The 15,383-nt window shown below is 39.2% G+C and carries 15 protein-coding genes; 6 read left to right on the top strand and 9 right to left on the bottom strand.

Annotated elements, in window-relative coordinates; all coding sequences use genetic code 11:
* Positions 1-53: 53 nt before the first annotated feature.
* On the bottom strand, positions 54-545 hold the full coding sequence (dps, locus tag H3299_RS11625) for a DNA starvation/stationary phase protection protein Dps (protein WP_182417827.1): 492 nt from the start codon (positions 543-545) through the stop codon (positions 54-56).
* Positions 546-1,370: 825 nt separating this feature from the next.
* On the opposite strand from dps, the gene H3299_RS11630 reads away from it, so the two are divergent.
* On the top strand, positions 1,371-2,117 hold the full coding sequence (locus H3299_RS11630; RefSeq protein WP_182417828.1) for a YebC/PmpR family DNA-binding transcriptional regulator: 747 nt from the start codon (positions 1,371-1,373) through the stop codon (positions 2,115-2,117).
* Between the two features lie 141 nt (positions 2,118-2,258).
* On the opposite strand, the gene H3299_RS11635 is transcribed toward H3299_RS11630, so the two are convergent.
* Both H3299_RS11635 and hpaR read right to left on the bottom strand, forming a co-directional pair.
* The gene (locus H3299_RS11635; protein ID WP_182417829.1) at positions 2,259-2,819 is read right to left on the bottom strand and encodes a biotin transporter BioY; all 561 of its coding nucleotides are present in this window, start codon (positions 2,817-2,819) and stop codon (positions 2,259-2,261) included.
* Positions 2,820-2,993: 174 nt separating this feature from the next.
* A complete protein-coding gene (hpaR, locus tag H3299_RS11640; RefSeq protein ID WP_246708070.1) occupies positions 2,994-3,434 on the bottom strand; it encodes a homoprotocatechuate degradation operon regulator HpaR in 441 nt (146 codons plus the stop codon).
* Between the two features lie 532 nt (positions 3,435-3,966).
* Here hpaR and H3299_RS11645 point away from each other — a divergent pair.
* Positions 3,967-4,593 carry a hypothetical protein gene (locus H3299_RS11645; RefSeq protein WP_182417830.1) on the top strand — a complete coding sequence of 209 codons (627 nt, stop codon included), beginning with the start codon at positions 3,967-3,969 and terminating at the stop codon, positions 4,591-4,593.
* Between the two features lie 188 nt (positions 4,594-4,781).
* Positions 4,782-5,114, top strand: a complete 333-nt coding sequence (locus tag H3299_RS11650; protein ID WP_182417831.1) for a TIGR01244 family sulfur transferase — start codon at positions 4,782-4,784, stop codon at positions 5,112-5,114.
* Between the two features lie 104 nt (positions 5,115-5,218).
* Here H3299_RS11650 and H3299_RS11655 read toward each other — a convergent pair whose 3' ends face one another.
* The 5 genes from H3299_RS11655 to H3299_RS11675 all read right to left on the bottom strand — a co-directional run bounded on the left by H3299_RS11655 (position 5,219) and on the right by H3299_RS11675 (position 10,508).
* Positions 5,219-5,671 (bottom strand): SH3 domain-containing protein, encoded by a 453-nt coding sequence (locus H3299_RS11655; protein ID WP_182417832.1) that lies wholly within the window; start codon positions 5,669-5,671, stop codon positions 5,219-5,221.
* 773 nt (positions 5,672-6,444) lie between these two features.
* Positions 6,445-7,854, bottom strand: coding sequence for a 3-isopropylmalate dehydratase large subunit (leuC, locus tag H3299_RS11660; RefSeq protein WP_182417833.1), 1,410 nt, complete (start codon positions 7,852-7,854; stop codon positions 6,445-6,447).
* A 400-nt stretch (positions 7,855-8,254) separates the two neighbouring features.
* A complete protein-coding gene (locus H3299_RS11665) occupies positions 8,255-9,544 on the bottom strand; it encodes a HAMP domain-containing sensor histidine kinase (protein ID WP_246708071.1) in 1,290 nt (429 codons plus the stop codon).
* A 2-nt stretch (positions 9,545-9,546) separates the two neighbouring features.
* Positions 9,547-10,206, bottom strand: coding sequence for a response regulator transcription factor (locus H3299_RS11670; protein WP_182417834.1), 660 nt, complete (start codon positions 10,204-10,206; stop codon positions 9,547-9,549).
* A complete protein-coding gene (locus H3299_RS11675) occupies positions 10,203-10,508 on the bottom strand; it encodes a PepSY domain-containing protein (protein WP_182417835.1) in 306 nt (101 codons plus the stop codon). Before H3299_RS11675 ends, H3299_RS11670 begins: the two co-directional genes overlap by 4 nt.
* Positions 10,509-10,616: 108 nt before the next feature.
* Here H3299_RS11675 and H3299_RS11680 point away from each other — a divergent pair, with 108 nt between their 5' ends.
* Entirely contained in the window at positions 10,617-10,949 is a 333-nt protein-coding gene (locus tag H3299_RS11680; protein ID WP_182417836.1) for a PepSY domain-containing protein, read from the top strand.
* 123 nt (positions 10,950-11,072) lie between these two features.
* On the opposite strand, the gene H3299_RS11685 is transcribed toward H3299_RS11680, so the two are convergent.
* Positions 11,073-13,031, bottom strand: a complete 1,959-nt coding sequence (locus H3299_RS11685) for an acyltransferase family protein (RefSeq protein ID WP_182417837.1) — start codon at positions 13,029-13,031, stop codon at positions 11,073-11,075.
* Between the two features lie 443 nt (positions 13,032-13,474).
* On the opposite strand from H3299_RS11685, the gene H3299_RS11690 reads away from it, so the two are divergent.
* Together H3299_RS11690 and H3299_RS11695 are read left to right on the top strand one after the other, a co-directional pair.
* Complete coding sequence (locus H3299_RS11690) at positions 13,475-14,482, top strand: ABC transporter permease subunit (RefSeq protein WP_182417838.1); 1,008 nt, start codon at positions 13,475-13,477, stop codon at positions 14,480-14,482.
* Positions 14,483-14,491: 9 nt separating this feature from the next.
* Positions 14,492-15,382, top strand: a complete 891-nt coding sequence (locus H3299_RS11695) for an ABC transporter permease subunit (protein ID WP_182417839.1) — start codon at positions 14,492-14,494, stop codon at positions 15,380-15,382.
* The last annotated feature ends 1 nt before the right edge of the window (position 15,383 follow it).

Genomic DNA, 15,383 nt, shown 5'->3' on the forward strand with positions numbered 1-15,383 from the left:
TGAAAACAAAGCCTGTTTTTTATTATAAATCTAAAAATTTAAAAAATTAAACTTTACTTTGGTTCTTGAACATGGGCTTCAAGGAACCACAAGTTTTTATCTAACGTACGAGACGCAGCAGTGAAAATATCAGCTGTATCATCTTCACCTGCTTCATCAGCATCTTTAATGGCTTTACGCACAAAATTTGCAGCTTCACCATAGCGCTCAATTAAAGCATCAAGATGATCTTCAACTTTGTAAATATCGGTAGGATAAGGCTTTAATAATGAATCCTTGTTGACACTTTGGGTTGTACCAAATGCGGTACCACCAAGCTGAGCAACGCGCTCTGCAATAATATCAACATGTTCATCAAGATCATCACGGAATTGATCTAACATTTCATGAACCATAATAAACCGTGGTCCTTTAATATTCCAGTGGGCTTGTTTGGTTAACAACGCTAAATCAATAAGTGCTGCCAAAGATTTGTTTAAAAGCTCAATTGCTGTTTGTTTGGTGTTTGAAGGAACATCATTAACAGTTTTATGCATCTTAACCATTTTATTACCTCATTATAAACACGTCATTCACCCTTTGGCGGATGATTTAAATTTCAAAAAATTGATCAACCCACAATTTCCTTTGTTGGGCGCTTGCGATCCTTAATTAATATAGTAAAGCTTGCTGACATTTTAAATAGCTAAACATTTACGTGATCAAAAAAAAGAAAATTAATTCGTAAATAATAGAATAGCCGTAAGTTAAAATTGCAACCTTAAATTTCAATATCTTTATATTTTCGTTATTTTTTGAAATTTTATTTTATATTTATAACTATTAGAATAATTTTCGACAATTTTATATCAACGCATCACTAATTAGTGAATTATTTTCACACATATAATACTAATTATCGTATTAGCTTGGCGGTTCATGCCAAAAGTCTTTTTTATAGAAACGGCTTTTTTCAAGATTAATTTGAAAAAATTATAGCAATTTTGCTTATAGGGCTTTTTTTATGACCTAAAAAATCATAAAAGCTTTTCATAAAGCTAGAAAATATACGACAGCATTTTTCTGGATGAGTTTAAGGCTTTTTATTTTTGTATAAGGAATGATTGCTTTAATCAGCGCAATAACGGTTTTTATACGAAGCAATTTCATATGGAATGCGACATGATGCAAAGAACAATGAGCATCGTTATCATTAAATCTATGCAATTACCTTATTTTTAAAGGTTCTAGCATTTTACAAATGAAATTGTTTCGCATATTGTTAAAGTGTTTTAGTAGATAGAATGATAGAATTTTATCTGTTTTGTTAAACAAACTGCATTAATCGCATCAAGCGAGACTATTGGCAGTAAACCATAAGCAGGAGTGCCATGGCTGGCCATTCACAGTTTAAAAATATTATGCATCGCAAAGGTCGTCAGGACGCGATGCGCTCAAAAATGTTCTCAAAATTGGCGCGCGAAATTACCGTTGCTGCCAAGCAAGGCTTGCCTGATCCAGCAATGAATGCGCGTTTGCGTCTTGCAATCCAGAACGCTAAAGCGCAGTCAATGCCGAAAGACAATATCGACCGCGCAGTTAAAAAAGCATCAGGTGGCGATTCTGAAAATTATGATGAAGTACGCTATGAAGGTTATGGCCCTGGCGGCGTTGCCGTTATTGTTGAAGCATTGACCGATAATCGTAATCGTACCGCGTCTAATGTGCGTTCAGCCTTTACAAAAGCTGGTGGTGCAATGGGCGAAACTGGTTCAGTTGGGTTCATGTTTAATCGTGTCGGTGAAATAATCTATAAGGCAACAGCTGGTAGTGCTGATGCGATTATGGATGCCGCGATTGAAGCGGGCGCCGAAGATGTGACGTCTGATGAAGATGGACACACCATCATTTGCGCCTTTGAAGATATTGGCGAAGTCTCAAAAAACCTTGAAGCTGCCCTTGGTGAAGCTGAATCTATCAAAACCATCTGGAAGCCACTTACTATGGCACCGGTTGATGAAGATAAGGCGCACTCGATTTTAAGACTTATTGATGTACTTGAAGATGATGATGACGTGCAAAACGTCTATGCCAATTTCGAAGTCAGCGATGAAGTGATGGCAAAGCTGTCCAATTAATAGATCGCTACTGATAAGTTTAAAAACCTGAAGTTTTAAAAAAACTTCAGGTTTTTTTGTTATTTAAATAGGTTTTAAATCATGCTTTAGCTGCGAGCTAAATTAAAACGAATTTAAAGAAAACCAATTGCACCCCTCATCTTATTTGATGCCAGTATTAGCAAATTGGCCCGGCAATGCTTTATGCAGCACTTTTAAAATTCCAAAGACAATGGCAACTTTAACAAGATCTACAGGGATAAAAGCAAGATTGCCTAAAATAATGGTCCATAAGGATTTATCATCGGTAATAATATACAGCCAAAGAATACCAAAGAAATAAACCGTTACAATACCACCAAGGATCAGAGCAACAATCTGCTTAACAGGTGTTAGATTTTTTCTGAAAACGTGGAATAAAGCGCCAATAACCGCAACGCCAAAAGCCCAACCAACAAAATAACCGGCCGTAAAGCCCATAAAAACACCGATACCACCACGGCCACCCGACAAAACAGGCAAGCCCACAGCGACCAATATCCAGATAATTAAAATAGCGCAAACACCTCGCCGTGCGCCTAATAACGCACCAGCAAGCATAACCCCAAGACTTTGTGTCGTAATAGGCACTGGGATAAAAGGAATGGTAAAAGCCGGGATAAAACCAAGCACTATGATAAAGGCTGCCATTAATGCGATAAGCACTACATCTTTTATAGTCACGCCAGATTCCTTTTTGTTTCAGCTTCTGGCTCTTATAGCAGCTTTGCAAGTTCGATTGAAGCACTTTGGATTAAAAAAGGTTAAGTAAAACCGAACTAGATCATGGAATGAAAGATATTTACACTGTTTAAAAGTGCAAATATCTTTATCACAAGTTACAAAAATCAGAGTTTTCTAATTTTCAAGTTCTTCAATTTCGTGCAGGAGGGTCAAAAGTTGTTGAAATTTTTCCTTCCCAAAACGCTCGACAAAAGCGTTATATATCGCCTCTCCCACCGGAGTAATTTTATCAATGATACTTATTCCCTCGCGCGAAAGGACTAGCAAAGATCGCCGGCTATCAGATGGGTCTTTCTCACGAATAATAAAATCACGCATTTCAAGAGCCCTCAATATCCGCGTAAGACTAGGCGATAGAATACAAGATCGATTGGCAAGTTCTGTCGCTTCAAGAGGCGACTCTTCCCGTAAAACACGCAAAACGCGCCATTGCTGCTCAGTCATATCAAATTCTGCAAGCACGCCACGCAAATCGCGTGTGATAATTTCACGCGCACGTAAAAGACTTACAGCCAAGCAGTTCTTAATAAAACTTATCTGCTCCATATTTTTCATTCTATTATTATCCCTCAAATCGGACTAAACCAGAAAACCCAAAAAACGGAAGCACATATTAAAAATGCGAGCCCCTCAGACTTGCATTCACGACAGACAAGTTTTACCAATTCCTAAATTGCTAATATTACGCAACTATTGGTATTCATTCTTCAAATATATGAGAAGTTGTTTTTTGATGCTACCTGTTGAAACAGGGCTTATTTTTTTGGTGTCAAAAGGCTAAATCCGTTATCTTAGTTTTAGTCCCCACACGCGGACATAAAGATAAATAGGTAACTCTGTCAAAACATATTTTATATTTTAGTACATAATCACATAATGTTGAACGAAATTGCGATCAAATTTGATTTATTTTGTTATAAATATTGTTGTTAATTTTCAAAAAACGGCATTTAGCGACCATATGCTTTAACCAAAATAAATGCCATAGGCACATATCCACTTGAATTAATCAATTGGCAATTCCACTCAAACCGAATTTGATTTAAGATAAATTGGTAGCCGATCAAACAATTAGGAATTATTCTCGATGAAATTATTATACCTAGTCATTTTATTGAGCGGTGTTTTTTTTAATATTACTGCCCCGGCAAAATCTTCTTCGCTTACTAGCAATAAAACTGTAAGCGGAGAAGACTTAAGTACTCTTTCCATACGTTGGTGGCAATGGGTTACCAATGCCCCTGATGATTTAGATCCGCTTGCCGATGATACAGGCGAGCATTGCAATTATGCCCAAAGTGGCGATGTCTTTTTTCTGGCGCCTAGCTATAGCTTTGACAAGGTAGTGCGCAATTGTGCAGTCCCTAAAGACAAATATATCTTTTTTCCCGTCATCAGCATTATGCGTTGGGATACTGGCGATGGCTTATCTTGCGATGACTTAAAAAAAGAAGTCAACGCTGCAATTAACAGTGCCAGAGATATGCTCAGCGAATTTGATGGACAAAAACTTGACGGAACTCGTGCGGCAACGTCGAGCTGTTTTACAATCCCTGGCGATGAAGACCATTATGCGTCCGATGGCTATTGGATCTTGCTCAACCCGCTAAGCGAAGGCGAACACCATTTGCATTTTAAAGGCCTTATTGGGGATGATGCCGCAATGCAAGATGAATATATGCAAGATATAGAATATAAAATTAATGTAAAATAAGTCTAAAAGTATTAATGTATTGAACTATTTGACAAATATTCTTGTAACAGCGTTAAAATACGTTATCTTATTAAAATTTAAAACCAAATATTATAAATATATCTCTTACATTATTCTTGGCTTTGTTCTTTTTTCCAAGAGTTTAAATGTGAAGAAAATATTAAAATGAAAATAAGTGAGGAAATTTTATGAAGATAAAGCCGATTGATGATGGTGTATATGTATGCGGTCAGATTGAACCAACAGATATGGCTGCTTTAAAAGAGTTTGGCATTGCAACCATTATCTGCAATCGCCCTGATGACGAGGAAGTTAATCAACCATCCTTTGCCGACATTAAAAAAGCTGCCGATGCAGCAGGCATAAACACTTATTATGTTCCAGTTGTGCCTATGGGTATTGCTGAGGAAGATCTCGTCGCGATGCGTAATGCCATTGCTGAGGCTAAAAAGCCGCTGCTTGCTTTTTGTCGCTCTGGTGGTCGCTCAAGCACTATTTACAGCCTTGTCACCGACAACTAATCTTAAAGCGACTAACACTTAAAAAAAGACCTATCTGATCGATCATGAAATCAGATAGGCCAATTGGTTAGCTTGATTTTAGCTAACGGGGATTTGTGAAATTCTTAACGCAAGTTTTGTGGTGCAATTTTAGCAACATTAATGCGATTGTGGTTTGCAGCCTTTGCTTCTGACTTTTCAGGAACAATGGTGATTGAAATATTTAAGCCAGCAGATGCTGTACGGCCACCAGTTGCAGCAGAGCCGCCTGCACCACCGCTAACTGCCATTGAACGAGCACGGCTATTTGCAGCAGCCAATTGTGTTGAAAGCTTGTTGGTTTCAACCCAACCTTTTTGGTTTCCTGCAGTTACATAGCACCAAGCTGAATTGCAAACACCAACATTAACTTGAGTACCCTTAGCAATATTGCTGGTTACAGCCGCACTTGTTGCAGGTGCATTATGCAATGATAAGGCAGGAGCTGAAATTGTGGTTGCTTGTGCAGTAAGTGCGCTAGCGATTACAGCAATTGCAAGAGTTGAAGCAGTGATGATTGATTTTGCAAAACGGTTCATGATCTTTATCCTTAAATTTGTTTTGGAAGAACCGCAAAACCCATAATTTTAAGCAAAGTTTCTCTATTCGCGAAAACTCGTTTCGCGCTTATTTGCTTCAAATTTTGACAAGGTTAGACTGTTAACGGGAAACGCTTTATGGCTTCCTGTTGTTAAATTTTTCCGGGTTGTTTGGTTAATTCTTTTAGCTGCCTTTTATTGAAGGTTGGCTTATTTGCCATTTATCAGCTTTGGTATCCACATAACGACACAGCTTAAAAAAGGTTCCAAAAAAAGTTTACAAAAAGTAAATGTTTTTTTTATTTTTTCGAAAAAAGAAATTAAGCCTTTTATTCGCTATAATATTGCGCATCTGCATATTTTACGTAATGGTTTAAATTGACGACCTTTTGAACCAACTTATAATTGATTTTATAATTTTGAGTGAAAGGGTTGTACAGTGAATGATCTTAACTAGCACTATATCTTTGAAGTTTTCGAACATGTCGAATTTTATCTAGAAGATTTTAATACTGGGCGTTCAAGGCGTAAATGCATCTTATTTAAAGTTTGCAACGAGGCTCTTTTTTTGACCGATGCAAGCTACGCGACCTAGTTATAAATGGCTTTGCAAAATATAATTTTAATTTTATTCAACGAGATTGCATTCATTGCAGCCTCAAATTTTATTGGCATTTTAAAATATTGATAAGCTTTATTTTACTGATGAACAAAATTTTAAACAAAAAAGCGGCCCAATGAGCCGCTTTTTAGTAATCATAAAGATTTAAAGATTATTGCCACTCACGCACATCAACAAAATGACCAGCAATTGCTGCGGCCGCCGCCATAGCAGGTGACACAAGATGAGTGCGCCCCTTATATCCTTGGCGACCTTCAAAATTTCGGTTAGAGGTTGATGCACAACGCTCACCCGGTTTTAAACGGTCATCATTCATGGCAAGACACATAGAACATCCAGGCTCACGCCACTCAAAACCAGCTTCGATAAAGATTTTATCCAAGCCTTCTTGTTCTGCCTGTTCTTTCACCAAGCCAGATCCAGGCACCACCATTGCTGATACAGTTGGCGCAACATGACGTCCCTTAGCGATAGAGGCCGCAGCGCGCAAATCTTCGATACGACCATTGGTGCATGAACCAATAAACACGCGATCAATAGCGACATCAGTCATATGAATACCAGGTTTTAAATCCATATATTCAAGAGCACGTTTTTTGGAAGCGCGCTTATTTTCATCTACAATATCATCAGGATTTGGCACAACACCATTAATTGGCATGACATCTTCAGGTGATGACCCCCAAGTAACCGTTGGTGTTAAATTAGCTGCATCAATCGTGATAACTGTGTCGTAAACTGCGCCTTCATCACTTTTCAAAGTTTGCCAATAGGCAATGGCATCTTCAAGCATCTTACCTTCTGGTGAACGTGGGCGACCTTTAATATATTCAAAAGTAATTTCATCTGGCGCGATAAGACCAGCGCGCGCACCACCCTCAATTGACATATTACAAATGGTCATACGTCCTTCCATCGAAAGCGCTTCGATGGCTTCGCCAGCATATTCAATCACATGGCCGGTACCACCTGCGGTACCAATCTCGCCAATAATGGCAAGGACAAGATCTTTTGCCGATACACCATCAGGCAATTTATTATTGACCTGCACAAGCATATTCTTAGCTTTTTTCTGGATAAGGGTTTGGGTCGCCAAAACATGTTCAACTTCCGATGTACCAATACCATGAGCCAAGGCACCAAAAGCACCATGAGTTGAAGTATGGCTATCGCCACAAACGATGGTCATGCCCGGCAAAGTAAAGCCCTGCTCTGGCCCTACGATATGCACAACCCCTTGGCGAACATCGCGTTCTGAATAATATTCAACGCCAAATTCAGCCGTATTGGCAGCAAGCGCCTCAACCTGAATGCGGCTTTCTTCGTTTTTAATGCCATTGACGCGATCTGGCGAGGTTGGAATATTATGATCAACCACCGCCAAGGTTTTTTCTGGATGACGCACTTTACGTTTCGCCATGCGCAAACCTTCAAATGCTTGCGGGCTAGTTACTTCATGCACGAGATGGCGGTCAATATAAAGAAGGCAGGTGCCATCTTCCTGACGATCGACAATATGGCTATCAAAAATTTTGTCATAGAGCGTACGCGGTGCACTCATTTTCATGTCCATTCTTTTGCCTCTAGGGCTTTATTTGGCCATTAAGGCTCATTTTTTAAATAGGAAAATTGAATTTATCAAAAAGCCAAAGGTCAAGATTATAGCCTTTTGTAAAACTTGGCTGAGCAAGTAAAAAAGCTAGACCATAAGTCGGCTTAATGATGAGCCTGAAAAATACACAACAAAGCGACCTGGTAGCAGTTTATGATCCTGCACGTCCAAGCGCGTAATGGCTAATTGCCTAATAAGTGTATTTTTCAATAAAAACCTATTGTAACTCATAATTGTCTTTTAACATCTTTGATCTTGCTATGCAATCAGCTAGATTAGACCTTTTCCAAAAATATATATTTTATATTAAATAGTGCTATATTATTGCCTTTTAAATGGTCAATCAGATTTATTTATGAAAAATAATAACCCGTAATCCCCCCAAAGGGCTGTCCTCTAAACGCATGGCAAAGCCGTAAGGCGCAAGGACATCACCGGCTATTGCAAGACCAAGACCAGTAGATTGCGCTCTTTCATCAAAGCGCACGCCGCGTTGCAATGCCAACATGCGCCTTTCTTCATCCATACCTTCGCCATCATCATCGATTATAATTTGTTCAGCATTTGGTTGAAAAATAACAATCTTTTGTTTGGCATGACGAGCTGCATTTTCAAGGACTGTTCCTAGCGCCTCGGCAAGATCTGCAACATCAATAGGCATAATTGCATTGTCATCAATATTATTTTGCCATTCTAAAGCTTCACCATAGGAGGTTGCCGACAAAACACGTACCAATTGCCGTGATAACTCGCCAAGATTACTGGATAGTTTACCTTTATGAGCAGAAACTTCGGCACGCGCGCGATGAAGCTCGCGGTCAATTTGGCGTTGCAAACCGCGCGATAAATCACGCAAGAGCACCGCAGCCTCCTTATTATTTTGTTCATCAAGCCGACTGCTTAAATTGCGCAAGGCAGCTAAAGGAGATTTTAAACCATGAGCCAAATCACCCGCCCGCTTTTGCGCCTCATCAATGCTTTGCGCTCGATTATCCAATAAGTGATTTATCGTTTCAGTTAATGGGCGCAATTCCTTATAATAATTTGGCTCCATACGCTCATTTGTATTACTGGTTATCTTTTCAACATTTTTTCGCAAAACAGCTAATGGTTTCAAGCCAAAGACAATTTGCAATCCAAACAAGACCGATAAAACCAAACCAAGCATGATAAGATAAATAGAAAGATCCGCAGCAAATTCATTGCGCGCTTTAATAATTTGCTGTTCATCAATGGCAATTTCAATTTGCAAAGGGTGCCCGCGAAATGCAACTTGACGAACCACCATCAAATAGCCACCAGAACGACCATTTTTTTCAGCTAAAGGTAAATTTAAATCCCATAGTGAGCGCGATCTTATAATATCATCATTGCTTTTATCAATCACTTGCCAATAAAGACCGCTATAGGGCTTTTCAAAATCTGGAATCACAAAGGGCAGATTAACGGCAATCTTGTTTTCGTTGTCCAACGATATACCAGCTGCGATGGTCTCAGTCCAATTATTAAGCTGTACCGAAAACCGCCGCTCAACATGGCGCTCAAAAAGCAATGAAAAACCAAGAAATGAAATAGCCAATGCGATAATAATAGCAATACAACCGGCTAAAAATTGCCGCAATCGCAAAGAAGCTTTCATAACTATTGTCCAGTTAGGCGGTAGCCAAGTCCGCGTCTTGTTTCAATAGCACTTGCACCAATTTTACGGCGCAACCTTGTTAATAATGCTTCCAATGCATTGGGATCGCGCGCATCAACATCACCATAAATATGTTCGGCTAGCTCGCTTGGCGTCACCACCCGATCTTTGTGTAGCCCTAAAAACTGTACAACGCGATATTCAAGCGCAGATAAATCAACATTACGCCCGTCAACGGTAATCCGCATCAAACGTGTATCAACTGCGATATTGCCAATCTGTAATATTGGATCTGCTTGCCCCACTGAACGACGAATAAGCGCACGCAAACGCGCAACCAATTCTAACATTTCAAAAGGCTTGGCAAGATAATCATCTGCTCCTGCGTCAATGCCTTCCACTCGCTCAATCCAACTGCCACGCGCACTTAAAATAATAACCGGCACCACCACGCCAGCACGCCGCCATAATTTTAAAACAGTTAAGCCATCTTTGACAGGTAAGCCAAGATCAAGAACAATACCGTCATAATTTTCAGTTTCACCCTTGAACCAAGCATCATCACCATTATCGGTACTATCAACCGCAAAACCAGCCTGTTCTAACGCGAGACACACATCATTGCGCAAAATAGCATCATCTTCAACAACAAGAACTTTCAATCGTCTATCTCGACTTTTAATATTTGGCCAGTTTTGGCATCCATTTCTATTTCACGTATTATGCCTGATGAATCAATAATTTTAAATTCATAAATATAAAGATGATCTTCTTCATCAAATTCAAGTTTTATAACGCTTGAATTTGGAAAGGCTGCTTCAACAAAACCAAGCATTTGCGTCAACGGCATAATTTCACCGCGCGCCAAGGCTTGCCGCGCCGCTTCTTGATCATTACCTGAATAGGCTGGATAAATCACTCCTATAAGAGCAATAAAAACTGTGATATAAAATAATCTAACCATTTTTGCATCATGCGCTTTTTAAACTGACAGAATACTGACGGTGCAAGTTAGGGCAGCGTCAGCACGACTCATTTAAAACATCATTCATCAAACCAAAGGAGATCAAAAATGGCAACTATCCATAAAAAACTAACAGCTCTTACTCTTATCGCTGCAATGACCGTTTCTAGCTTAAGCCTGCCAGCTATAGCACAAAATGCTCCTGTTGGCGTTCAACAACAAGCCCCTATTGGTATGCAGCAAGCCCCAATGGCAGCCCAAACCATGAACCGTATTTCTTGGTCACAAATGGTCAAGGGTCTTGAGGACCAAGGCTTTATCATTCGTGAAATTGAAACCGAACACGATGGTTGGAAAGCTGAAGTTTTCGACAAAAATGGTGCCCATTACAAACTTTATCTAAACGGACAAGGTGCAATTGTTCATCAAAAATATGATTGATTCACAAAGTTAAAACTCCATCAAGTAAAAGCGTTTTATCCTTTCGATAAAGCGCTTTTTTGTATTTGCCACCAAATTACGGAATAATATTGACTGCAACAAGTAAAAGCCAAGCCGACTAATTTACTTACTGAAATGATAATGGCCAAAACTATTTGCAGCAGCAATAATTTTTCCAAATAAATCATGCTTTTTACCCAATTCTGCTGATCCATAGGGCGATAAATGTATTGCATCAATGTAAGCAGGATAGCCGTTATAGACAACCGGACATATACCGTCTTCGCACATCAGCTCATCAAGATGAATGATTGGCAACACATCTTTTAACTTGTCTAACAATGCGTTTACACCATTCCTTTGATCGCTAATATCAGCATAATTTATGCTGCACATATCCATCGCTTTAGCGTCCATTGTCCTAGTACGGCGTAGAACGCTTTTGATGCAGCGATTTGGGTCAAAAGATGTGCGAGCGGGTGGGGAAATGAGGACGGTTTTAATATTATGTGCCGATAGCCAATCAATTATTTCAGCAAATTTTTGCTCAACCAGTAAGGGCGAAGATTTAACATAGCCCTGCTCTGTCAGCATATTTGCATTATTGAGATAATAGCTAAGGGATGTTGATATAATCACATAGCGAAGATTTTTATGCTGTAAAATTACATCTTTAATATCTTTTTGATGCTGTAAGCAATATTCTTTTTGGGTAGGAAGTTCGGCTGTGTCTGCAAAGTTAAATAAAGGTGGGCATGCCAATAGAAAATTAGCTGCAAAAGGCTGCTGAGATTTTGATGTCAACAAAGCATCAATCAAATGACCCGCGTAGGAATCCCCTATTAATAAAACTTGCGGATTTGAACCATAAGTGCATTGACTCAAAGTGAATGGGCCTTGCTCACACTGTATTGCGCTCTGCCGAACCTCGGGTATTTTTGAATATGGGCTATCAATTTTAAATGGCGAAATCGCGTATAATCGTGGCAATGCTATCGCAGTTATAGATAAAGCTGAAATGCCAATTGCAGCATAAATAAAGACCGCTTTAGATTTATATTTTGTCTTTGGTTTTCTAAATGGTTGCTCGATAAATTTCCATGACAATGTTGCCAATATTATTGTAAAAATAATTAAAATAACAAAATATTGTTTTTGAAACGGCGCAATATATAGCCGCGCAAAAACAAAAATCGGTTGATGCCAAAGATAAAGTGAATAACTAATTAGGCCAATAAAAACTAAGGGTTTCCATGATAATATTTTGGCGACGCTTGTTTGCGCCCTTGCAAATCCTAAAATCAATATGGTGCCTAAAATAACAGGTACTGTGCCCCAACCTGGAAAATCTAGCTTACGCGGTAAAAGAGTTAGAGAATAAAGGATCAAAAGCAGGCCAAACCACGATAGCCAGCTTAATGTTTTATGGGATAACTCTTTTCTATCCAATGCAGAAATCGCAAGAAGCCCACCTGCAGCCAATTCCCAAAATCTTGTTGGAAGCATAAAAAATGCAAACATTGGATTATGATAAACAAAAGCTAGGCACAAAATAAAGCTTGCTAAAAATACGGCGCCAATCGTTAAAAGCAATGTTTTTTTGCCAAAACGATAAAAGCATAAAATTAAAAAAGGGAAAATTAGGTAAAATTGCTCTTCAACCGCTAATGACCAAATATGTAAAAGTGGCTGTAATTCGGCATCGGCTGAAAAATATCCTCCCAAGAGAGAATAGAAAAAGAAATTGGCATAAAATAACACACTGGCTAGCAAACTACCCAAATAATTATCAAGTTCGTCAGGCAACATCATAACGAAAGCGATAAGTGTTGATACCAAACATACAAAAAACAATATCGGCAAAATACGCCTAATGCGGCGATCATAAAAATTGGAAAAGGAAAACTTGCCAGCTTTTAAATCATCAAGAATGATTGAGGTAATTAAAAAACCACTAGTCACAAAAAAGATATCAACGCCCAAAAAGCCACGATTCATAAAATTGAACCCAGCATGAAAAAATACAACTGGCAACACGGCGAGTGCACGTAAGCCATCAATTTCTTGGCGATACTTCATCATAAATTATATTTCTAACAATTACTTGGGCTTATATATATCGATATTTAGAATAAGCTCCCCTAACATATATCATGGCTTTGTAAAATATTTTTATGATTTTGTTATCAGGCATATTTTTAAACGATATGTTTTTTAAAAAAAGCTAAAGCTTAATTTTTCTTTGATCTATTCGTTTTCTTTTTTACGATTGGCTGTAAAGAATTGATTGATATGTAATAAAAATTTCCCAAAGCCTAGCTTTTTAAGCGTAAAATGATTAAAGAAGAAAAGATAAGGTGAGAAATTTTTAGTTGCTGTCACTGTGAAATAAAGTGATTTTAGATTTTCATCATCAAAGCAAAAACATATGGGCGAACTTAAATTGTTTTAAATTAATCATGACATTAGCGATGTAGCTTTAATGTTGATATAGCCCATCTGTCTGTGATCGGAGTAAAACATATATGTTGCGTTATCTTTTGCAAAAGATTGGCTATATTATCCCGACATTTCTTGGCATTACGCTTGTTGCCTTTATTTTTGTGCGTACATTGCCGGGTGATCCAGTTTTGTTAATGGCTGGAGAACGAGGAGTTTCGCCTGAGCGTCACGCTCAATTAATGGCACAATTTGGCTTTGATCGCCCCTATTGGCAACAATATTTTGATTATCTTTGGGGTGTATTTCACGGTGACCTTGGCATTTCCTTTATTACCAAAAAACCAATTGCCGAAGAATTTTTTACGCTTTTTCCAGCAACATTAGAGCTTGCCTTATGTGCAATTATCATTGCAATTATCATTGGTATTCCCGCCGGAGTTATCGCTGCAGTTAAGCGCGGCTCGTGGTTTGACCAAGGCGCAATGGGCTTTGCCCTTGTTGGATATTCCATGCCAATTTTTTGGTGGGGCATTTTGCTCATCATGTTGTTTAGTGCCAATCTTGGTTGGACACCAGTTTCAGGTCGTATCTCATTGCTGTTTTATTTTGACCAACCAACCGGCTTCATGTTGATTGATAGCTGGCTTTCAGGTGAAAAAGGTGCCTTCGCCTCGGCGGTTTCGCACCTTATCTTACCATCAATCGTACTTGCGACTATTCCCCTAGCGGTTATTGCCCGCCAAGCCCGTTCTGCCATGCTTGAAGTTTTAAGTGAAGATTATGTCCGCACAGCACGTGCCAAAGGATTAAGCCGTTTTCGCGTTATTGGTATCCATGCGCTGCGCAATGCATTTATTCCAATTATCACAACAATTGGCCTGCAAATTGCAATGTTGATGAGCGGCGCTATTTTGACCGAAACCATTTTTTCTTGGCCGGGCATTGGGAAATGGATGATCGACTCAATTTCACGGCGCGATTATTCCGCTGTACAAGGTGGGCTTTTGCTTATTGCCATATTGGTAATGACCGTCAACCTTGTGGTTGACGTTTTGTATGGCTTTATTAATCCGCGCATTCGCCAGAACTGAGGTAAGACAATGACCGCAAATCAAACACAAACCGTGACGGCAAGCGCTTTTAGTGAATTTTGGTATTCATTCAAATATAATCGCGGCTCGCTTATTGGGCTTATTATTTTTTTTACAATTGTTCTATTAAGTGTTCTAGCCCCATTAATTGCGCCCTATGGTTATCAAGACCAATTTCGTGACTTCATGCTAAAGCCGCCGGTTTGGCAAAATGGTGGGTCGTGGCAATTTATCTTAGGCACTGATGCTGTCGGTCGGGATATTTTATCGCGCATATTGCACGGTGCGCGCTTTACACTTCTTGTCGGTGTTATTGTTGCTTTAATTGCAATGGTTTTTGGCATTATACTGGGTGTAATAGCCGGCTACATAAAAGGACCGCTAGATGCATTTATTATGCGCATCATGGATATTATCTTAACAATTCCATCGCTATTATTGGCCCTTGTCTTAATTACCATTATCGGTTATGGCTTAAAAGGCGCAGTTATTGCAACAGCAATAGCCTTGCAACCGCATTTTGTGCGCTTGGCACGAGCAGCTGTTATAACTGAAAAAAACAAAGAATATGTGGTTGCAGCCAAGTTAGCAGGTGCAGGCCCGATAAGGCTTATGTTTAAAACTATTTTACCCAATTGCATGGCTCCGCTCATTGTGCAAGCAACCTTTTCATTCTCTACAGCTATTTTGGATGTAGCTGCTTTAGGCTTTCTTGGCATGGGTGCGCAAGCACCATTGCCTGAATGGGGTACAATGCTTGCCGATGCACGCGAATTTGTATCCAGCGCATGGTGGGTTGTAACTTTTCCCGGTCTTGCTATTCTTATCCTTGTTCTTTCTATCAATCTGATGGGGGATGGTTTGCGCGATGCACTCGACCCTAAGTTGAAAAGGAGCTAAG

This window comes from Bartonella sp. HY038 (assembly GCF_014117425.1).
Taxonomy (GTDB): Bacteria; Pseudomonadota; Alphaproteobacteria; order Rhizobiales; family Rhizobiaceae; genus HY038.